Source organism: Nocardioides alpinus (assembly GCF_900112035.1).
GTDB classification, from domain to species: Bacteria; Actinomycetota; Actinomycetes; order Propionibacteriales; family Nocardioidaceae; genus Nocardioides; species Nocardioides alpinus.
Window position 1 is genome coordinate 26,181 of sequence record NZ_FOKC01000005.1, and the last position, 21,338, is coordinate 47,518.

Genomic DNA, 21,338 nt, shown 5'->3' on the forward strand with positions numbered 1-21,338 from the left:
CGGCCTAATCGCGCGGGAGTCACCGCCTCAGCGGTGACTCCTGCACGGGAGGCCTCAGGCCGAGACCTTCCGCGGCCACCAGAACTTCTCGCCCAGCGTGAGGGCGAGCGCCGGCACCAGCACCGTGCGTACGACGAGGGTGTCGAGCAGCACCCCGACGAAGATGATCGCGCCGAGCTGGGCGAGCACGACCAGCGGCAGCACGCCCAGCACCGCGAAGACCGCGGCGAGGAGGATGCCGGCGCTGGTGATCACGCCGCCGGTGGCGGTCAGGGCACGCAGCATCCCCTTGCGGGTGCCGTGCTCGCGCGCCTCCTCCCGGGCCCGGGTGACGAGGAAGATGTTGTAGTCGACGCCGAGGGCGACGAGGAACAAGAAGGCGAGCAGCGGCACGCCGGTGTCCATCGCCTCGAAGCCGAAGACGGTCCTGAAGAGCACCCACGACGCGCCCATGCTAGCGGCGTACGTCGCGACGACGGTGGCGACGAGCAGCAGCGGAGCGACGATGGAGCGCAGCAGCAGCAGGAGCGCGCCGAGCACGAGCAGCAGGATCAGCGGCAGGATCAGCAGCCGGTCCTGGGCGGCATAGTCCTTGGCGTCCACCGCCTCCGCGTCACCTCCGCCGACGTGGGTGTCGGTGAAGCCGCCGACCGCGTCGCGCACGTCGGCCACGGCCGCACGGGCGCCGTCGCTGCCGGGGTCGGCCTCCAGCACGGCGTCGATCTGGGCGATGCCGTCGCCGGTCGTCGTGACACGCGCCGAGGTGACCCCCTCGACCCCCTCGACGGCCTCGAGCACCTGCTCGGGCGTGTCGCGGGTGAGGACCTGGAGCGGGTCGCTCGTGCCGGCCGGGAAGGACTCACCGAGGCGCTCGGCTGCGGCGATCGCCTCCGGCTTCTGCAGGAACTGGTCGGCCGGGTCGAGGCCGGTGGTGATGCCCAGGGTGCCGCTCGCGAGGACGCCGAGGGCGAGGACGGTGGCGATCACGAACGTGCGCGGACGACGAGCGACCGCGTCGCCGACCCGGTGCCACAGCGAGGAGTCGGAGTCGACGAGGACGGTGTCACCGACGTGGGGCACCCGCGGCCAGAACACCCAGCGGCCGAAGAGCACCAGCGCAGCCGGGAGCACGACGAGCGCGAAGGTCGCGGCGATCACCACACCGACGGCGCACGCGAGACCCAGCCCACGCGTGGTGGGGATGACCGACAGCAGCAGGGTCAGCAGGCCGAGCACCACGGTGACCGCGCTCGAGGCCACGGCCTCGGCGGTGCGCGCGACGGCACGCGCCATCGCGAGGTGCCGCGAGTCCTCCTTCTTGAGCTCGTCGCGGTAGCGCGAGATCAGCAGCAGCGCGTAGTCGGTGCCGGCGCCGAAGACCAGCACGCTGAGGATGCCGATCGTGGACTCGTCCCAGGCCACGCCCGTGACCTGGAGCACGTTGGTCGCGACGATGGCCGACAGCCGGTCGGCGATGCCGACGACCGTGAGCGGCACCAGCCACAGGACCGGGCTGCGGTAGGTGATGATCAGCAGCAGCGCGACCACTCCGGCGGTGGAGAGCAGCAGACGCAGGTTGGCGCCGTCGAAGACCTTGCCGAGGTCGGCCTGGATGCCCGCCGGACCGGTGACCTGGACGTCGAGACCGTCCGGGACGCCATCGCTCAGCTGCTGGCGCAGCTCGTCGACCTTGTCGATGTTGTCGGTCGCGGACGTCGACGTCACGGGGATCGCAGCGAACGCGGCGGTGCCGTCCTCGGCCACGACGACCGGACCGGTCTGCTCACCACCCGGCTGCCCGCTGTCGCTCGGCCGGCCGCTCTCGCCGCCGCCCTCGTCGCCGCCCGCCTGCGAGAGCAGCTGACCGGCCTGGGTGTTGAGCTCCTGCAGCGCGGCCTCGTCGATCTCGCCCGAATCCGCGGTCCAGAGCACGATCGCGACCTGGCCGTCGTCATCGGGGAGCTGGTCGGCCAGCTCGACCGCGAGGGTGCTGTCGGCACCCGCCGGGAGCGTGTCGGTGGCACGGGCGTCACGCTCGCCCTCAGGCACCAGCGCGATGATCGCGAGGGCGAGGAGGATGGGCACGAGGGCGACCAGCCACGCCGTACGACGTCCGGACACGAAGCGGGCGGGAGCGGGCGGGTGTGAGTGGGACACGGTCTTCCTCGAGGTCGCTAGTCCAAATGATTGCTAAGCAAGTTACTTATCAAGTTAGCGGTAGACTGGGTACGCTCGCAAGCCGGCGCAGCACGCCGCAGACCAGACCGACACGGAAAGGACCCACGTGAGCGACCACCTCGAGTCCGACGCGGTTCCCCCGTGGGTCGAGCGCGGCCAGGAGCGGGCGCAACCGCCGACGCTTCTCGCGCTGCGCGACCTCGTCGCGGCTGGGGGCCGGGTCAACCACGTCGTCTCGCGCCGCGCCGGCCTGAGCGAGACCGAGCTGGTGACCCTCGAGCACCTGAGCCGTGAGCAGATCGGGCCGGCCGAGGTGGCGCGCCGTCTCGAGGTGTCGACCGCGGCCGCGACCGGCATCGTCGACCGCCTGGTCGCCCGCGGGCACGTCGAACGTCGCCCCCACGACCTCGACCGCCGGCGCACCGACCTGCACATCACCGACTCCGGACGGGGTGAGGTGGTCGGCCACCTCATGCCGATGTTCGTCGCGCTCGACCGGCACGACGCCTCCTTCACCGAGGAGGAGAAGGTGATCGTGGAGCGCTACCTGCGCGGGGCCACGCAGGCCATCGAGCGGGTGCTGGGGCCGTAGGTCCTGCCCCGCGCGCCGTCCGGGCTCAGTCGCCCTGGCCGGCCTTGCGGTGCGCGACGAGGGCCGCGCCGACGATGCCGGCGCGGTTCTGGAGGGTGGCAGGGACCATCTCGGTGTCGACCTGGATCAGGTGGCCGAACTTGTCCCACGACTTGCTCACGCCGCCGCCGACCACGAAGAGGTCGGGGGTGAAGAGCCGCTCGAGGTGGCGGAAGTACGTCGTGAGGCGCTCGGACCACGCCTCCCAGCTGAGGCCCTCGCGCTCGCGCGCGCTCGTCGCGGCGCGCAGCTCCGCGACCTCGCCGTCGATCTCGAGGTGGCCCATCTCGGAGTTGGGCACGAGCTGGCCGTCGAAGATCATCGCGGAGCCGATGCCGGTGCCGAGGGTGATCACCATGACGAGGCCCTGGCGGCCCTTCGCCGCGCCGTACTCCGCCTCGGCGAGACCCGCCGCGTCGGCGTCGTTGACCACGTGCACCTCGCGACCCAGCGCCTCGGTGAAGATCGCGTCGGCGTCCTCGCCGATCCACGACTTGTCGATGTTGGCGGCCGAGAGCACGACGCCGCGCCGGACGATGCCGGGCACCGTCACGCCGACCGGGGTCGAGGCCGCGGGGAAGCTGTCGACGATCTGCTGGAACACCTCGGCCACGGCCTGCGGGCTCGCCGGCTTGGGGGTGTCGATGCGGACGCGGTCGTGGGCGAAGTCGCCCTGGGAGAGGTCGACGGGCGCGCCCTTGATGCCGGTGCCGCCGAAGTCGATGCCGAAGGGATGCTGCATGGGGGTCAATCTAGCGGCCGTCGCGGGCGCGGCGGGCCGGGCCCGCTCAGCGATCACCGGCCACCCGGTGATCGCTGAGCTTCTCGACCGTTGCAACGGTCGAGAACCCCACGGACCGGCGGCTACCCGGTGATCGCACCAAGTTGACAGATCCGTACCTCTTGTCAAGGTGATTTACAGATCATATGGTCATGTAAACCTCACGGCAGGAGACCACCACCATGGCCGGACATCCCACCCGACTCGCCCCCAGCGGCACGGTGCCCGACGGCACGACGGAGCTCTGGAAGGACCGCAAGCGCTACCTGTGGCTGATCGGCCTGGTGGTCCCGAGCCTCGCGTTCGTCGCCTTCGGCGGCTACCTCGCCACCGGGTGGAGCACCTGGTTCTGGGTCGGCCCCATCGTCATCCTCGGCATCGTCCCCGCGATCGACCTGGTCGCCGGCCTCGACCGCTCCAACCCGCCCGACGACGTGATCGAGGCGCTGGAGCAGGACCGCTACTACCGCTGGATCACCTACCTCTTCCTGCCGATCCAGTACGTCGGCTTCCTCGGCGCGATGGCCGTGGTCGGCGGCTGGGACGCCTTCGGCCTCCTCGCCGACCAGCCGCTGGCGACGATCGACAAGATCGGCCTCGCCATCTCGATCGGCTGCATCGGCGGCATCGGGATCAACACCGCCCACGAGCTCGGCCACAAGAAGGAGGCCAACGAGCGCTGGCTCTCCAAGATCGCCCTGGCGCAGGTGTTCTACGGCCACTTCTACATCGAGCACAACCGTGGCCACCACGTCCGTGTCGCGACCCCGGAGGACCCGGCGAGCTCGCGGCTGGGCGAGAACTTCTACCAGTTCTGGCCGCGCACGGTCGGCGGCTCCGTGAGGTCCGCGTGGCGGCTCGAGAAGCGTCGGCTGGCCCGGCGCAAGCAGAGCCCGTGGCGCCTCGACAACGACGTCCTCAACGCATGGGTGATGTCGCTCGTGCTGTGGGCCGTGGTCATCGCCGCGTTCGGGCCCGAGGTCGCGCCCTACCTCCTGGTCCAGGCGGTCGTCGGCTTCTCGCTGCTCGAGGTCGTCAACTACATGGAGCACTACGGGATGCTCCGGCAGAAGGTCGGGGTCGGCGACCGCCAGCGCTACGAGCGCGTCCTGCCCAGCCACAGCTGGAACTCCAACAACATCGCCACCAACGTGCTGCTCTACCACCTGCAGCGGCACAGCGACCACCACGCCAACCCGACCCGGCGCTACCAGACGCTGCGCGACTTCGAGGAGAGCCCGACGCTGCCGACCGGCTACGCCGGGATGATCGTGCTCGCCATCGTCCCCGCCGTCTGGCGCCGGGTGATGGACCAGCGCGTGGTCGACCACTTCGGCGGCGACGTGTCCCTGGCCAACATCAGCCCGCGCAAGCGCGAGACCTACCTGCGGCGGTACGCCACGCAACCGCTGCTTGAGCAGGGCGAGGAACGAGCCCGTGTCGACACCGAGGCAGAAGCGCCGAGTCAGCGTGCGCCGGAGGTCCTGGCCGCACGCTGCCCGGGTTGCGCGTACGTCTACGAGGTCGCCGCGGGTGAGGAGCACGAGGGCTTCGCCGCGGGCACGGCCTGGGCCGACATCCCGCAGGACTGGTGCTGCCCCGACTGCGGCGTGCGCGACAAGGCCGACTTCGTGCCCTGCGCGCCCGAGAGGTCGCCGGCCTGACGACGACGTACGCCGTCGGGCGGGCGCGACCCGCCCCGCTGCCTAGACTCGTGGCCGTGCCCGAGACGACCCGCGACCGCATCATCCGTGCGGCGGTGCGCCAGACCACCTCGTCGGGCTGGGCAGCGGTCACCATGGCGCGCCTCGCGGACGAGGCCGGTGTCAGCCGGCAGACCGTCTACAACGAGGTCGGGTCCAAGCCCGCCCTCGCCGAGACGATGATCCTCGAGGAGCTCGCCCGCTTCCTCGCGGTGGTCGAGCAGGCCTTCGACGCCGAGCCCACCGAGCTCACCCGCGCCATCGAGCGCGCGGTGTCCGACGTGCTGACCTACGCCCGCGCCAACACGCTGCTGCACGCCGTGGTCAGCGCGACCCACGGCGCCGACACCGAGCTGCTGCCGCTGCTGACGACCAACGCGGGATCACTGCTCGACACGGCCAAGGCGGTCGTCCTCGCCCGCGTGGCGCCGTACGCCCCGGGTCTCGACACCGACCACCTCGAGCCTGCGGCGGACATGGTCGTACGCGTCGTGCTGAGCCACGTCATGCAGCCCTCCGCCTCGCCCGAGAAGACCGGTGCCGACATCGCCTGGCTCGCCGGTCGGGTGCTCGAGGGCTGAGCACGGCACGCCGTGGCGAAGGGGTGGGCGACCGGACCGCGGCCACCACCCCCTCGCCCGGGCGGTCAGGTCACTCGCTCTCGCTCTCGTGGTCGTCGTGGAGGCCACCGGACGGGCACCCGGCGGTCGTGCAGAACGTGCCCTCGGGCCCGGCCGGTGCGGGCAGCGGCACCGACTCGGGGACCGGCTCGCCGACGACACCGTTGACCGGCTCCGTCGAGTAGGCGTAGGTCAGCGCCGCATAGGCGATGAGGTCGCTGTTGACGTCCAGCGCCGCGTTGTTGTTGTTGGCGTAGGTGTCGCAGGCCAGGTGGTAGCACGGGTCGTACTGCGCGCCCGCCGTGCCGCCCCAGACCGCCTGCTGCGCCGCGGTCTTGACGCCCTCGGCGCCGGTGAACAGGCCACCCGACGGGATCCCGGCCAGGATGAAGGCCTGGTAGTCGCTGCGACCCGAGTACTGCGCGTCGTCGTAGGGCTGCCCGACCGAGGTGTAGAAGCCCTCGTAGAGGGCCTCGATCGCCGCCGATCCCTCGGGGATGGGCACGCCGGCCGGCGCGGGGAACGTCGACGTGTCGGCGTCGTAGATCGTCAGGACGTAGTTGGGCGAGCCGACCATGTCGTAGTTGAGGTAGAGCGCGATGCGGTCCTTCTCGGCCTGCGACAGGCCCTGGACGTAGGCCGTGGAGCCGAGCAGGCCCGACTCCTCGGCGCCCCACCACGCGTAGCGCACGGTGTTGACCGGCTTGACCTTGGCCATCTGGAGTGCGGTCTCGAGGAGTGCGGCCGAGCCGGAGCCGTTGTCGTTGATGCCCGGTCCCGCCCCGACGCTGTCGAGGTGCGCACCGCTCATCACCACGTTGTCCCGGTAGGTGCCGCGCTTCTCCGCGATGACGTTGTAGTCGGTGCGGGTCTCGCTGGGCAGGACCCGCACCTGGCCGGTGGATCCCGGCTGGGCGAGCGTCACGCCATCGGCGAAGCTGGCGCCGACCACCGGGATGGTCACGACCGAGGGCACGAGCGTGCCCACGATGAGGCCCTCACGAGCGGGACTGGCGCCGTCGTTGAAGATCACGACCGCTTCCGCCCCGGCCGCCTGCGCGTTCGCCGCCTTGACGCCGAACGGACACGTACCCCGCTGGATCAGGGCGATGTCACTGGGGCCGGAGAGGTCGATGCCGGTGAAGTCGGTCGCCTCGCAGGCGCTGGTGCTGGCCCGTGGCGGGAGCAGGGCGAGGTCGATGGGGACGACACCGCCTGACACGGTGCCGTTGCCGGAGCCGGTGTAGGTCCCCGTCGCGTAGGAAGCAGTGACGGGCCCGGTCTGGCGCAGCAGGGCGGGGAAGACGAACTGGAACTCGAACGGGTCCAGGGTGACGGTGTAGCCCGCCGCCCGGAGCTTGCCGGCGACGTAGTCGACGCTCTTGGCGTAGCCCTCGGTGCCGGCCACGCGGCTCCCGGGGTAGTACTCGTCGTCGTTGGCGTCCGCGATGCTCTGGAAGACGGCCTGGTGGGCGCGTACGCCCTCGACCGTCACGCACTCGAGCAGCTTGGCGTAGGTGTTGTTCGTGCGCTTGGAGCACGACGGTGGCGCGGCCTCCGCCGGTGCGGCGGCACCGACCCAGGCGAGGGTGCTGGCGACGAGCGCCAGCGACAGGGGGCGCGCAGCACGTGAGGCGCGTCCCGGTGACATGTGAGGGGTGGACATGAGGTCTCCTGACGGTCCGACTTCGGGGTGTCGGACAAGCCATCTGATCCACCCCTAGGGGTGGCGTCAAGGGTGCCGGGGGGTCGGTCTGGACCGCTGCCCGAGCGCTCCTGCGACCGCGCGCCCTAGCCTTGCGGTGTGAGCGGAGTCGCCTGGGGTACGTCGACCGCCCGCGGCGTTGTCGCGGCGGCCACGCTCGGGTCGGGGCTGACGCTGCTGGACGGCACGGTCGTCAACGTCGCGCTCCGGTCGATGGGCGAGGACCTCGACGCGTCGCTCTCGCAGCTGCAGTGGATCACCAACGGCTACTTCCTCTCGCTCGCGTCCCTGATCCTGCTCGGCGGGGCGCTGGGGGACCGGCTCGGTCGACGCCGGGTCTTCGTCATCGGGACCGTGTGGTTCGCTCTGGCCTCCCTGCTCTGCGGGCTGGCGCCCACCGCCGAGGTGCTGATCGTCGCCCGGGTGCTGCAGGGGATGGGCGGCGCGCTCCTGACCCCGGGCAGCCTGGCCATGATCCAGGGCGCCTTCCGGGCAGAGGACCGCAGCCGCGCGATCGGCGCCTGGTCCGGCCTGGGTGGCATCGCGGCCGCGCTCGGACCGCTGGTGGGCGGGCTGCTGATCGACCACGCGTCGTGGCGCTGGATCTTCCTCATCAACCTGCCGCTCGCGGCGCTGACCGTCTGGCTGGCGCACCGCTGGGTGCCCGAGACGCGCGACCCGCGTGCCCACGGCAGGTTCGACCTCGCCGGTGCAGCCCTGGCGTCGCTGGCGCTCGCCGGCACCACCTGGGCACTGACCGACGCGGGCGGCCCGGCCACGTGGTGGGCAGCCGGGCTCGGCCTGGCCGCGGCGATCGGCTTCGTCGTCGTCGAGCGCCGGACCCGGGAGCCGATGGTGCCGCTCGGCCTCTTCGCCGACCGCACCTTCAGCGCCGCCAACGCGATGACCCTGGTCGTCTACGCCGCCCTCGGTGCGATCCTGTTCTTCCTCGTCCTGCAGCTCCAGACGGTGGGTGGCTACAACGCCCTCCAGGCCGGTCTGGCCACCCTCCCGATCACGCTCTGCATGCTCGTCCTGGCCGCCCGAGGCGGCGCCCTGGCCGAGCGGATCGGCCCGCGGATCCCGATGACGTTCGGCCCGTTGGCGATGGCCGCCGGCACGCTCTGGCTGCTCGTCGTCGGACCCGACGTGGTCTGGTGGCGCGACGTGGCACCCGGCCTCACCGTCTTCGGCCTCGGACTGGCGCTCATGGTGGCACCGCTGACCGCGACCGTGCTGGCCGCGGCGCCCGACGAGGTGACCGGCATCGCGAGCGGCATCAACAACGCCGTCGCCCGCGCCGGGTCCCTGCTCGCGGTGGCCGCACTCCCGACGGCCGTCGGCCTCGCCGGCGACGACTACCGCGACCCGGCGCGCTTCGACACCGCGTACGGCTCCGCGATGATCGCCTGCGCGGTGCTGCTCGTGGTCGGTGGCGTCCTGTCGTGGTTCGCGATCCCCAGCCGCATCCGCACCCCTTCTGCCTAAGGTCTGTGCCATGCGCGTACGACGGGGAGCTGGGGTGGCGGTCGCCGCTGCCCTCACCCTCGTGCTCGGCGCGTGCAGTGACGGGGACGCGGCTCCCGAGCCGGACCGCACGTCGGCCGCCGAGACCTCGAAGCCCTCGCCGAGCAAGAGCCCGGCCGTGCCGGTCGCCGACCCGGCGCACGCCGTCGACCCGCCCGGCAGGCGCGACGGCCGGCTGTGGAGCGCCGACATCCTCGTGCAGTGGGACCGACCCCTCGACGACGACCTGGTCAAGAGGATCGAGAGGCTCGAGGGCGTCGCCCACACCGAGCGCATCGGCCTCGGCCAGGTCAGCCTGGAGAACCGCGTGCTGACGGTCGCCTCGGTCGACCCCGGCGACTACCGCCACTTCACGCAGGCGGACGTGGCGGACTTCCAGGAGGCCTGGGACCGCGTCGCCGGCGGTGAGATGGCGATCGACCAGAAGGTCGCCAAGCGGCTCGCCGACAAGGACGGGATGATCCGGCTCGGGAGCGAGGAGAGCGCCCCCACCCTGCACGTGGGCGCCTACACGCCCCAGATCCCGACCATCGACATGGTGGTCAACACCGCCTGGGCCGACGACATCGAGATGGCCACCGACAACGGCCTGCTGATCTCGACCGACGCGATCACCCCCTCGAGCATCCGCAAGCCGCTGAAGCGGCTCGTCGGCGAGGACGTCTCGGTGCAGATGCTCGACATCGCGTCCCTGATCGGGCTCGACCCCGACGCGCAGCTCACGGCACTCCCGACCGGCACCACCCTCGGCAGCGTCGTGGGCACCTACCGCTACCGCGTCATCGGCGGCGGCCGGATCGCCCCGGAGGAGTCCTGGGTGGCAGCCAACATCCGCACCGAGGTGGTGCCGATCCTGGGCGCGGTCACCTGCCACAAGGACCTCTTCCCGCAGCTGCGGGCGGCGCTGCTCGAGGTGCAGTCGCGCGGACTGGCCGCGGAGATCCATCCCGACGAGTACGCCGGCTGCTACTACCCCCGCTTCATCGCCAACACCACCTCGCTGTCCAACCACTCCTTCGGCCTCGCCCTCGACCTCAACGTCCCCGGCAACGGCCGCGGGACCGTCGGCGACATCGACCGCGACGTGGTCGCCGTGTTCAAGAAGTGGGGCTTCGCCTGGGGTGGCGACTGGCGCTACACCGACCCGATGCACTTCGAGCTCAGCGAGGTCAAGGCCGTCGGCTGAGAGGGTGCCGCGCGTGACTAGGCTCGGCGCATGAAGGCAGTCCAGGTCGTCACGCCCACCGGTCCCGCCGACATCGAGGTGCGCGAGGTCGACGCGCCCGTCCCGGCGGCCCACGACGTGCTGGTCGAGGTGCACAGCGTCGGCGTCGCCTTCCCCGACCTCCTGCTGAGCCGGGGGGAGTACCAGTTCAAGCCCGAGCCGCCGTTCACGCTCGGCGTCGACTTCGCCGGCGTGGTCCTCGACCCTGGCGCCGCGGAGTCCAGCGGCTTCACGGTCGGACAGCGGGTCGCGGGGGTCAACCTCAACGGCGGGGCGGCCGAGGTCGTCGCCAACCCGGCGATCTTCACCTTCGCGCTGCCCGACGCCCTGTCGTACGACGAGGGCGCGGCGCTGCCGATGAACTACCTCACCGCCCTCTTCGCGCTCGAGGAGCGCGGGGGACTGCGCGACCGCGAGACCGTCCTCGTCCACGGCGCCGCCGGCGGCGTCGGCACCGCGACCCTCCAGGTCGCGAAGGGTCTCGGCGCGCGGACCATCGCGGTCGTCAGCACCGAGGAGAAGGCGGCCTTCGCGCGCGCCGCCGGCGCCGACGAGGTCGTCATCGGCCCGGACTTCAAGGACGCGGTCAAGGAGCTGACCCAGGGCCGCGGGGTCGACGTCGTCCTCGACGTCGTGGGCGGCGACGCGTTCACCGACTCCCTGCGCTGCCTGGCCGAGCTCGGCCGGATCCTCGTCGTCGGGTTCGCCGCCGGCCAGGGCATCCCCCAGGTGAAGGTCAACCGGCTGCTCCTCGGCAACACCGACGTCCGCGGCGTCGGCTGGGGGGCGTACGCCATGACCCGCCCGGGCTACATGCAGAAGCAGTGGCACCGCCTCGCTCCGATGATCGAGGCCGGCGTCATCAGGCCGCCGATCGGTGCGACCCACGACATGGCCGACTTCGGGCGGGCGCTGGTCGACATGGACGAGCGCCGCACCCTCGGCAAGTCGGTCGTGCGGGTGCGCTGACGCCTGCCGTCTGGCCCGCCGCGTTAGGGTCGGCGCGTGACGATCCTTGACGCTGCCCGCGACGGCATGAACCCCGACATCCGCCCGCAGGACGACCTCTTCGGCCACGTGAACGGCCGCTGGCTGGAGGAGACGGAGATCCCCTCCGACAAGTCCAGCTGGGGCGCCTTCATCGCGCTGGCCGACGCTGCCGAGCAGCAGGTGCGCGACATCATCACCGAGCTCGCGGACCGCCCGCGCGACGAGCTCGACGAGGACGAGCGCAAGGTGGGCGACCTCTACGCCTCCTTCATGGACACCGACACCATCGAGGCCAAGGGCCTCCAGCCGGTCCAGGGCCTCCTCGACCGGGCCCGCTCGGTGAGCAACCTGACCGACCTCGCCGCCTTCCTCGGAGTCTTCGAGCGCATCGGCGGCCCCGGTCTCTTCGGTTCCTACATCACGCCCGACCGCGGTGACGCCTCGACCAACATCGTCTACCTCGCCCAGGGCGGCCTCGGCCTGCCCGACGAGTCCTACTACCGCGACGAGAAGTTCGCCGAGATCCGCGAGAAGTACGTCGCCTACCTCACCCAGCTGTTCACGCTCAGCGGCCACGCCGACCCGTCGGCCGGGGCCGCGGCCGTGCTGACGTACGAGACCCTGCTGGCCCAGGGCCACTGGGAGGCCGCGGAGACACGCGACGTCCAGAAGACCACCAACCACAAGAGCCTCGACGAGCTCGTGGCGCTCTGCCCGGCCTTCGACTGGGTCACCTACATCACCGGCCTCGGCGGCACCGAGGAGACGCTGCGCAGCTCGATCGTGATGCAGCCCGACTTCTTCTCCCACCTGTCGACGGTGCTGGAGGAGACGCCGATCGAGGCGTGGCGCGACATCCTGCACGTGCGCATCATCCGCAGCTCGGCGCCCTACCTGCCCGACGAGTTCGTCCAGGCCAACTTCGACTTCTACGGCCGCACGCTCAACGGCACCCCGGAGCTGCGCGCCCGCTGGAAGCGCGGCGTCGACTTCGTCGAGGGCTGCATCGGCGAGGCCGTCGGCAAGGTCTACGTCACCCGCCACTTCCCGCCGAAGTCCAAGCAGATGATGGACGAGCTGGTCGCCAACCTCGTCACCGCCTACCGGCGCTCGATCGAGACGCTCGACTGGATGGGCGAGGACACCAAGCAGAAGGCCTACGACAAGCTCGACCGCTTCTACCCCAAGATCGGCTACCCGACGGAGTTCCGCGACTACTCCGCGCTCACCATCTCGCCCGACGACCTGATGGCCAACGTCACCTCGGCGTCGGCGTTCGAGACCGACCGCCAGCTCGAGAAGGTCGGGCAGCCCGTCGACCGCGACGAGTGGCTGATGCTCCCGCAGACCGTCAACGCCTACTACCACCCGGGCACCAACGAGATCTGCTTCCCGGCCGCGATCCTGCAGCCGCCGTTCTTCAGCCCCGACGCCGAGGAGGCCGAGAACTACGGCGGCATCGGCGCGGTCATCGGCCACGAGATCGGTCACGGCTTCGACGACCAGGGCGCGCAGTACGACGGCGACGGCAACCTCCACGACTGGTGGACCGCCGACGACAAGTCCGCCTTCGAGGCCAAGTCGCAGGCGCTGGTCGCGCAGTACGACGAGTTCGAGCCGCGCACCCTCCCCGGCGAGCACGTCAACGGCAGCCTCACCGTCGGTGAGAACATCGGCGACCTCGGCGGCCTGACCATCGCGCACAAGGCGTACGTCATCAGCCGGGGCGGTGAGGCGTCGGTCGACGAGCGCCGCACCCTCTTCCTCAACTGGGGCCACGTGTGGCGCACCAAGCGGCGCAAGGAGCAGGAGCTGCAGTACCTCACCATCGACCCGCACAGCCCCGCCGAGTTCCGCGCCAACATCGTGCGCAACCTCGACGAGTTCCACGAGGTCTTCGAGACCCGGCCGGGCGACGGCCTCTGGCTCGAGCCCGAGGGTCGCGTCCGTATCTGGTGATCAGGGACGGAGCGTGTCGAAACCTGATCCAGGTGACTGACCGCCCGAGCCGACGACAAGTGGAGCCCCGTGACCGACCTACCGTCACCGGGCTCCACTGTCGACTCACCCCACGGCATTTCCCCCTGGCTGCCGCACCGCTGTTGAATGAGCGCGTGACACTGCCGGGGCACGACCAGTCCGCCCACCGGATCCGCATGGAGTGGGGTCCGACGGGTGCCGCTGCGGTCCCGGCGGACTACGCCGTGGTCGTCGACGTGCTCTCCTTCACCACCACCCTCAGCGTGGCGCTCGAGCGCGGCATCGAGGTCTTCCCGTTCCGCTGGCGCGACTCGCGCGCCGCCGAGCACGCCGTACGCCACGGCGCGACGCTGGCCGTCGGTCGGTTCGAGGCCATGTCGCGCGGCGACGCGCGCCACGTGTCGCTCTCCCCGGCGAGCCTGGCGGAGGTGCAGGGGATCGAGCGACTGGTGCTGCCTTCGCCCAACGGCTCGACCATCGCCTTCGCGCTGGCCGAGTCGGGGGCGCAGGTCGTCGGCGCGTGCCTGCGCAACGCCGGTGCCGTCGCCCGGTGGCTGGCCCCGCGGGTGGCCGACGGCGCCAGCGTGGTCGTCGTACCCGCGGGGGAGCGGTGGTACGACGACACGCTGCGTCCGGCGGTCGAGGACCTGTGGGGCGCGGGCGCGGTGATCGCCGACCTGCTCGACGGGCTCGAGTCGCCGGCATCGGCGAGCCCCGAGGCGCGGATGGCCGTCGCCGCCTGGCACGGAGCCGTGCTGCCGGTCGACCTGCTCAACTGCGCCGGCGGGATCGAGCTGGCCGACGCCGGCTTCATCGCGGACGTGGAGATCTCCGCGCGCCTCGACGTGAGCGAGGTCGTGCCGGTGCTCGTCGGCGAGTCGTTCCGCGACGCGACGGCCCTGCCGCCGCCCGGCCCGCGACTGCGGCGCGTCGGCGGCCCCACCTGAGGCTGGCTCTGGTCCTCGCCGCCGGTCTTCCCTAGTGTGATGGCGGCCACACTCGGGTGGCCGTGATCTCGGAGGACACCCAGATGAATCGCACCTCTCGTCGCCTGGCCGTGCTCGGCTCGGCGCTCGTCGGCCTGCTCGGCCCGCTGCTGCTCCAGCCCGCGCAGGCGGCCGCGCCGTCCTACGTCGCCCTCGGCGACTCGTACGCCTCGGGCACCGGCACCCGCTCGTACATCGCCGACGGCACCAGCTGCCAGCGCTCGACCCAGGCCTACCCGAGCCTGATCGCGGCGGCCCGCGGCTACGCCCTCAACTTCCGCGCCTGCTCGGGCGCCCGGATCACCGACGTCACCGCCACCCAGCTCTCGGCGCTGACCACGGCCACCGGCTACGTGTCGATCTCCGTCGGCGGCAACGACGCAGGATTCGCGGATGTCCTCACCGAGTGCGCCCTGCCGGGCTGGGCGAGCAACTGCAACGGCAAGATCGACGGCGCCCAGGCGTTCGTCAACACCTCGCTCCCCGGACAGCTCGCCACCCTCTACTCCTCGATCCGCGCGCGGGCGCCGTACGCCAGGGTCGTCGTGGTGGGCTACCCGCGGATCTTCATGGGCGAGGACTGCAACGCCTTCACCTGGTTCTCCCCCGCCGAGCAGTCGCGCCTCAACCAGATGGCCGACCTGATCAACGCCAGGACCGCGGCGGCTGCCTCGGCGGCCGGGTTCTCCTTCGCCAACCCGACGACCGCGTTCGTGGGCCACGCGGTGTGCGACAACCCGGAGTGGATCAACGGCCTCTCCAGCCCGATCAGCGAGAGCTACCACCCCAAGGCCACCGGTCACGCGGGCGGCTACACGCCGACCGTGAGCCCGCTGCTCACCGGCGCGGCCGTCGCCGTGACCGCGCAGGTCGTGGCCGACTCGTCCGCGAGCGGTGCCGAGCAGGCCGCGCTCCAGAGCCAGTACGTCGACGCGGACCGCAGCATCGAGCCAGAGGTCGTCGTCGCGCCCGACCTGACCACGCCGGAGGCGCGTCGTGCCGCGCGGAAGGCCGGGATCGACCTCGACCGCTTCCTCGCGCAGAGCCAGCGCTGAGGTCCGGCCCCCGCCCCCACGCCGGGGTGGTCCAGTGGCGAATGGCTGTCCACCAGCCGTAGTCCAGTGACGGATGGCTGCCGATCCGGCCTCACGTCGACCATCCCTCGCTGGACCACCCCGGCGGCCGGTGGCGTCCTCGGTGGGTCGAAGCGGCCAGCGGGTGCCTGTGGACGCGCCCGTGCAGCCGTCGGTGGCGGTTGGTAGACAGGGGTCATGACCTCCCCCGTTGCCGAAGCCGTCACCGACGACGTACGCCGCTCGGCCCACGAGGCCGCCGAGCGCCACCTCACGGCGCTCGTCGGTCGTCACGACGCCGTCCTGCGTGAGGACCAGTGGGCGGCGATCGAGGCCCTCGCGGTCGACCGCCGTCGTGCACTGGTCGTCCAGCGCACGGGCTGGGGCAAGTCGGCCGTCTACTTCGTGGCGACCAAGCTGCTGCGCGAGGCCGGCGCCGGCCCGACCGTCATCGTCAGCCCCCTGCTCGCGCTCATGCGCAACCAGATCGCCGCCGCCGAGCGCGCCGGCATCCGTGCGGTGACGATCAACTCGACCAACATCGACCAGTGGCGGCCGATCCACGACCAGATCGCCTCCGGCGAGGTCGACGTCCTGCTGGTCAGCCCGGAGCGGCTCAACAACCCCGGCTTCCGCGACGAGGTGCTGCCGCGGCTGGCCGCGACCTGCGGGCTGCTGGTGGTCGACGAGGCCCACTGCATCTCCGACTGGGGCCATGACTTCCGCCCCGACTACCGCCGCCTGCGCACGCTCCTCGCCGAGCTGCCGACCGGGATCCCTGCGCTGGCCACCACCGCGACGGCCAACGCCCGGGTGACCAACGACGTCGCCGAGCAGCTGGGGGTGCACGCCGGCTCCACGGGCCTGGAGGAGGGCGCCGTCCTCGTGCAGCGCGGCACCCTCGACCGCGAGTCGCTGCGGCTCGGGGTGGTCCAGCTCAAGATGCCCGAGCAGCGGCTCGCCTGGCTCGCCGACCACCTCGCCGAGCAGCCCGGCTCGGGCATCGTCTACTGCCTCACCGTCGCGGCCACCCAGGAGGTCGCGGGCTACCTCCGCGCCCGCGGTCTCGAGGTCGCCGCCTATTCCGGTCAGACCGAGGCCGACGAGCGCCACGGCCTCGAGCAGGCGCTGGTCGAGGGTCGGGTGAAGGCGCTGATCGCGACCAGTGCCCTCGGGATGGGCTTCGACGCCAGCCTCGGCTTCGTGATCAACCTCGGGGCGCCCCAATCGCCGGTCGCCTACTACCAGCAGGTCGGCCGTGCGGGCCGCGGCACCGACGAGGCGACCGTGGTCCTGCTGCCGCAGATCGAGGACCGTGACATCTGGGCCTACTTCGCCTCCCTCGGCTTCCCCCGTGAGGAGCAGGTGCGCGAGACCCTCGCCGCGCTCGCCGACTCCGACCGGCCGCTGTCGACCGCGACGCTCGAGACGCGCGTCGAGCTCGGCCGCAACCGCCTCGAGTCGATGCTCAAGGTCCTCGACGTGGACGGCGCCGTCCAGCGGGTCCAGGGCGGCTGGGTCGCGACCGGACGGCCGTGGGACTACGACGCCGAGCGCTACGCACGCGTCGCGGAGGCCCGCGAGCGCGAGCAGCAGGCGATGCTCGGCTACCTCAGGACCGACCAGTGCCGGATGCGCTACCTCCGCGAGCAGCTCGACGACCCGGACGCGACCGACTGCGGCCGGTGCGACAACTGTGGTGGCCTGACCCTCTCGACGAGCATCAGCGAGGCGGCCGTCGCCGAGGCGGGGGAGCGGCTGTCGCGCCCCGGCGTCCCGCTCGAGCCCCGCCGGATGTGGCCCACCGCGCTCGCCAACCTCGGGCTCGACCTCAAGGGCAAGATCGCCGAGGGAGCCGAGACCGGTAGGTCGGTGGCCCGGCTCACCGACCTCGGTCACGGCCAGGCCCTCCGCGCGCTGTTCCGCGAGGACACCCCCGACGGCCCGGTGCCGCCCGGCCTCGCGCAGGCGGTCATGGACGTCATGAAGACCTGGTCCCCGGAGTGGACGACCCGTCCCGACGCGATCGTGGTGGTCGAGTCGGCGACCCGGCCGACGCTGACGCGCGACCTCGCCGACGGCCTCTCCCGGGTCATGCAGATCCCGATCGTCGGCACCTGGGCGATCCGCGACGACTCCGTGCCGCCGCGGGCCGGTCAGTCCAACTCCGCCCAGCGGGTCGCCGCCGTACGCCGTCGCGGCGGGCTCGTCGCCGAGATCCCCGCCGGCGCGACCGTGCTGCTGGTCGACGACCAGGTGGCGTCCGGCTGGACCCTCACCGTCGCCGCGACCGCGATCCGCGCCGCGGGCGCGAGCGGCGTGCTGCCCCTGGTGCTGGCCGCCCAGGGCTGAACGCCTACGAACCGTCGTCCAGCCGGCGGCTGTGGAGCCGCGTGGTCAGGAGCCGTCGCTCCGCGTCGTTGGTGGTGAGCTCGAGGGCGCGGGCATTGGCCCGCGCAGCCTCGTCGTCGCGCCCCAGGCCGGTCAGCAGGTGGGCACGGGTGGCGTGGAAGAGGTGGTAGTCGGCGAGTGGTTGCGCCAGCTGCTCCAGGCGTGCGAGCGCGTCGGCGGGCCCGGCCACCTGGGCATGGGCCACCGTCTGGTTGAGCCGTACGACGGGTGACGGGTCATGGCGCGCCAGCTCGTCGTAGAGCAGCGAGATCTGGAGCCAGTCCGTCTCCGCCCAGCTGGACCCCGTGGCGTGCACGGCCGCGATCGCGGCCTGCAGCTGGTAGGCCCCGGGCCGGCCCAGGGATGCGGCGCGCTCGATCATCGCCTCGCCTTCGGCGATGGCGGCGGCGTCCCAGAGCCCGCGGTCCTGCTCACGCAGCAGGACGAGGTCACCGTCTGCGAACCGGGCCCGACTGCGGGCGTGCTGGATCGTGAGCAGCGCGGCCAGCCCCCAGGCCTCTGCCTCGTCGGGCAACGCGGTCGCGACGACGCCGGCCAGCCACACCGCGTCGGCGGCGAGGTCCCTGTCCTGCGTGGCTCCCGTGGACGACACGAACCCCTCGTTGAACATCACGTAGACGACGGCGAGCACGTCGCCCAACCGGACGGACCTCTCGGCGGGAGGCGGCACCGTCAGCGCGATTCCGGCGGAGACGATCTTCTTCTTCGCCCGCACGATGCGCTGGGCGAGCGTGGTCTCGTGGACCAGGAAGGCCCGGGCGATCTGCGGGGTGGTGAGGCCGACGACCGCGCGGAGCGTCAGCGCCAGCCGTGCCTCGGGCGCGAGGGCCGGGTGGCAGCAGGCGAACAGCAGTGCCAGCCGGTCGTCGGTGCCGGCGGCTGCTTCGCCGGCCGTCGGTACGTCGACCCGCGCCGCGAGCGCCCGCTGCCGGTCGCGGTGGCGCATCCCGTCCATCGCGTTGCGCGTTGCGGCGACCTGGAGCCAGGCGCCGGGTCGCTGCGGACGACCGTCGCGGCGCCAGGACGTCAGCGCCTCGACGACCGCTGCCTGCACTGCCTCCTCGGCGAGGTCGAAGTCGCCGAACCGCCGGGAGAGCCGGGCCACCAACGGGCCGGCCTCGTCGCGCAGGGTGCGTGCGAGGAGGTCGTCCGTGGTGGCCGGCCGCCGGCTCTTCATCCCTCCATGTGGGAGTAGTCCTCGACCATCGGCCGGATCTCGACGGCGATGCCCGGGAGCTCGAGGAGGGGCCAGGTCTTCACCACGGCGATCGCGGCGTCCATGTCGGCCACGTCGATCACGCTGAAGCCGCCGATGACCTCCTTGGCCTCGTTGAAGGGCCCGTCGACGACGACGGCACCGTCGGCCGAGTGCTTGACCGTGGTGGCGGTCTCGACGCCGAGGAGCTCGGCACCCGAGTCGGCCATCACGCCGGCGTTGGTGCCGAACCACTCGTAGACCCGCTGGTAGATGGCCTGGGCGGCCTCGGGGTCGGCGCCAGCGGCGAGGTCGGGGCGGGAGGTGTACATCAGGACGTACTTCATGGCGGTGCCTCTCGTGTGCGGCCCCGCTGTTCGGGGCTCTGTCATCACCTCGTCGCCGCCCGTGGACCGATTTCGACAGCCCGCGAGAAGTTCTTCTCCATCATCCTCCGAACGAGCTCCGAAATGCAGTGACCGGGCGGCCCCCGAAGGGACCGCCCGGTCACGGGGACGAGCCGCGGGTCAGTGACCCATCATCGCGGTCGGGTCGACCGGGGCGACCTTCTTGCGCGGCAGGAAGGCGGCCGGGATGAGGCAGCACGCGACCAGGATCGTCGCCACCACGAAGACCGTGGCGAACGCGTCCGCGAGGGCCACCTGGCCGGAGGCGGCGAAGTCGGTGAACTGGTCCGCGGTCATCCCGAACTGCTGCGCGATCCCGGCCAGCACGCCCGGGTCGCCCTCGGCCGAGCGCGCGGCGAGGTAGGCGCCGGCGGTGTCACTGCCCTTGATCTGGTTGGTGAGGATCACCGAGAAGAGCGCGGTGCCGATGGAGGCCGCGACCTGCTGGGTGATGTTGAGCAGCGTCGAGCCGCGGGCGACGTTGTGCGCGGTGAGCGTCGCGAGCGCCGCGGTCATGATCGGCATCATCGTGCCGCCCATGCCGAGGCCCATCACGAAGAGGGCGCCGAGCATGTAGGCGTACGACGTGTCCGCACTGATCTGGGTGAACATCGCCATCCCGATGGTGATCACCGTGACGCCGACCAGCACGATCTTGCCGGGGCCGATCCTGTCCGCCAGGATCCCGGCGATCGGCATGGTGATCATCGCGCCGACACCCTGCGGGGCCAGCAGCAGGCCGGCGCCGAGGGCGTCCTCGCCGCGGACCTGGATGAAGTAGAGCGGGAAGAGCAGCGAGGCACCGAAGAACGCGATCGCGAAGAGCATCATCGCGAGCACCGCGACGGTCATGTCCTTGTTCTTGAACAGGCGCAGCTCCACCAGCGGGTGGATGTTGCGCCGCGCCAGGGCCCACGGGACGAACGCGGCGATCAGGAGCAGGCCGAGGGTCGCCGGCAGCCAGACCTCGGTGGCCGTGGCGGTGCCGTGCTCGGGGATCGAGCTGATGCCGTAGAGGAACGCGGCGAGGCCCGGGGACAGGAGCACCATGCCCAGCCAGTCGAAGGTCTCCGACGGCTCGACCTCGTCCTGGGGGAGGACGATCCAGGCGTAGACGATGGCGGCGAGGCCGATCGGCAGGTTGATCAGGAAGATCCAGTGCCAGGACGCGCTGTCGATGAGCGCGCCGCCGAGGATCGGGCCGAAGATCGGGCCGAGGAGCATCGGGATGCCGAGCACGGCCATGACGCGACCGACGCGCTCCGGGCCCGCGGCGCGGGTCAGGATCGTCATGCCGAGCGGCATCAGCATGCCGCCGCCGAGGCCCTGCAGCACGCGGAAGAGGACCAGCATCTCCAGCGACGTCGCTGCCGCGCACAGCACGGAGCCGGCGGTGAAGAGCAGCACGGCGAGGAGGTAGAGGCGCTTGGTGCCGAAGCGGTCGGCGGCCCAGCCGGTCAGCGGGATGACGCTGGCCAGGGCGAGCGTGTAGCCGGTCATCGTCCAGGCGACCTCGGCCGCGGTGGCGTCGAACTCGCGCTGGAAGGTCTCGAGGGCCACGGAGACGACGGTGATGTCGAGGATCGACATGATGGCGCCGAGGACGACGACGCCGGCCACCATCAGCACGTTCTTGTCGAGCTTGTCTGAGTTGTCCGGCTGGGTCTCGCCGGACTGGAGCTGGGTGTCGGTCACCCGCTGAGGATATTGGTTGCAGAGGACAACCACCCAATCCTTTTCGGGGTGGGCTGGATCACGTCGGCTCGGTCGATCTCCCGAAACAAAGCCGTGCGAGACTCCGCCCGGGTCAGCGATGCGCGCCGACGCCGGCCGGTGGGGAACGTTGTGTCGGTGCCAGGCGTTACGGTCCCTGTCGAGACGTGGGACCGCTGGTCGAGCAGCGAGCGCATGGCAACACCGCTGGT

16 protein-coding genes are annotated in these 21,338 nt (G+C 71.7%); 10 read left to right on the forward strand and 6 right to left on the reverse strand.

Going from position 1 to position 21,338, the window contains the following annotated elements; translation table 11 throughout:
• Nucleotides 1-54: 54 nt before the first annotated feature.
• Nucleotides 55-2,157 (reverse strand): MMPL family transporter, encoded by a 2,103-nt coding sequence (locus BM127_RS11630; protein WP_091198819.1) that lies wholly within the window; start codon nt 2,155-2,157, stop codon nt 55-57.
• Nucleotides 2,158-2,284: 127 nt separating this feature from the next.
• Between BM127_RS11630 and BM127_RS11635 the strand changes: the two genes are divergently transcribed.
• Nucleotides 2,285-2,770: a MarR family winged helix-turn-helix transcriptional regulator gene (locus tag BM127_RS11635; RefSeq protein ID WP_091198821.1), complete on the forward strand. Its 486-nt coding sequence runs from the start codon at nt 2,285-2,287 to the stop codon at nt 2,768-2,770.
• Between the two features lie 25 nt (nt 2,771-2,795).
• On the opposite strand, the gene ppgK is transcribed toward BM127_RS11635, so the two are convergent.
• Nucleotides 2,796-3,551 carry a polyphosphate--glucose phosphotransferase gene (ppgK, locus tag BM127_RS11640; protein WP_091198823.1) on the reverse strand — a complete coding sequence of 252 codons (756 nt, stop codon included), beginning with the start codon at nt 3,549-3,551 and terminating at the stop codon, nt 2,796-2,798.
• A 221-nt stretch (nt 3,552-3,772) separates the two neighbouring features.
• On the opposite strand from ppgK, the gene BM127_RS23025 reads away from it, so the two are divergent.
• Both BM127_RS23025 and BM127_RS11650 read left to right on the forward strand, forming a co-directional pair.
• Nucleotides 3,773-5,254, forward strand: a complete 1,482-nt coding sequence (locus BM127_RS23025; protein ID WP_091198825.1) for a fatty acid desaturase — start codon at nt 3,773-3,775, stop codon at nt 5,252-5,254.
• Nucleotides 5,255-5,310: 56 nt separating this feature from the next.
• Entirely contained in the window at nt 5,311-5,874 is a 564-nt protein-coding gene (locus tag BM127_RS11650) for a TetR/AcrR family transcriptional regulator (protein WP_091199154.1), read from the forward strand.
• Between the two features lie 70 nt (nt 5,875-5,944).
• Here the strand turns inward: BM127_RS11650 and BM127_RS11655 are convergent, their stop codons facing one another.
• Complete coding sequence (locus BM127_RS11655) at nt 5,945-7,579, reverse strand: M28 family metallopeptidase (protein WP_231263402.1); 1,635 nt, start codon at nt 7,577-7,579, stop codon at nt 5,945-5,947.
• 138 nt (nt 7,580-7,717) lie between these two features.
• On the opposite strand from BM127_RS11655, the gene BM127_RS11660 reads away from it, so the two are divergent.
• From BM127_RS11660 to BM127_RS11690, 7 genes are all read left to right on the forward strand, one after another.
• The gene (locus tag BM127_RS11660) at nt 7,718-9,106 is read left to right on the forward strand and encodes an MFS transporter (protein WP_091198829.1); all 1,389 of its coding nucleotides are present in this window, start codon (nt 7,718-7,720) and stop codon (nt 9,104-9,106) included.
• Between the two features lie 10 nt (nt 9,107-9,116).
• The gene (locus BM127_RS11665; RefSeq protein WP_091198831.1) at nt 9,117-10,331 is read left to right on the forward strand and encodes a M15 family metallopeptidase; all 1,215 of its coding nucleotides are present in this window, start codon (nt 9,117-9,119) and stop codon (nt 10,329-10,331) included.
• Between the two features lie 30 nt (nt 10,332-10,361).
• Entirely contained in the window at nt 10,362-11,339 is a 978-nt protein-coding gene (locus BM127_RS11670) for an NADPH:quinone oxidoreductase family protein (protein WP_091198833.1), read from the forward strand.
• A gap of 36 nt (nt 11,340-11,375) precedes the next feature.
• Nucleotides 11,376-13,319, forward strand: a complete 1,944-nt coding sequence (locus BM127_RS11675) for a M13 family metallopeptidase (RefSeq protein WP_091198835.1) — start codon at nt 11,376-11,378, stop codon at nt 13,317-13,319.
• 155 nt (nt 13,320-13,474) lie between these two features.
• Nucleotides 13,475-14,287: a 2-phosphosulfolactate phosphatase gene (locus BM127_RS11680; RefSeq protein ID WP_231263403.1), complete on the forward strand. Its 813-nt coding sequence runs from the start codon at nt 13,475-13,477 to the stop codon at nt 14,285-14,287.
• Nucleotides 14,288-14,370: 83 nt separating this feature from the next.
• The gene (locus BM127_RS11685) at nt 14,371-15,381 is read left to right on the forward strand and encodes an SGNH/GDSL hydrolase family protein (RefSeq protein ID WP_091199157.1); all 1,011 of its coding nucleotides are present in this window, start codon (nt 14,371-14,373) and stop codon (nt 15,379-15,381) included.
• Nucleotides 15,382-15,597: 216 nt separating this feature from the next.
• Nucleotides 15,598-17,751, forward strand: a complete 2,154-nt coding sequence (locus BM127_RS11690; RefSeq protein ID WP_091198837.1) for a RecQ family ATP-dependent DNA helicase — start codon at nt 15,598-15,600, stop codon at nt 17,749-17,751.
• A gap of 4 nt (nt 17,752-17,755) precedes the next feature.
• Here BM127_RS11690 and BM127_RS11695 read toward each other — a convergent pair whose 3' ends face one another.
• From BM127_RS11695 to BM127_RS11705, 3 genes are all read right to left on the reverse strand, one after another.
• Nucleotides 17,756-18,988: an RNA polymerase sigma factor gene (locus BM127_RS11695; protein ID WP_091198839.1), complete on the reverse strand. Its 1,233-nt coding sequence runs from the start codon at nt 18,986-18,988 to the stop codon at nt 17,756-17,758.
• A complete protein-coding gene (locus BM127_RS11700; RefSeq protein ID WP_091198841.1) occupies nt 18,985-19,353 on the reverse strand; it encodes a YciI family protein in 369 nt (122 codons plus the stop codon). Before BM127_RS11700 ends, BM127_RS11695 begins: the two co-directional genes overlap by 4 nt.
• Nucleotides 19,354-19,533: 180 nt before the next feature.
• Entirely contained in the window at nt 19,534-21,036 is a 1,503-nt protein-coding gene (locus BM127_RS11705) for a DHA2 family efflux MFS transporter permease subunit (RefSeq protein WP_091199159.1), read from the reverse strand.
• Between the last annotated feature and the right edge of the window lie 302 nt (nt 21,037-21,338).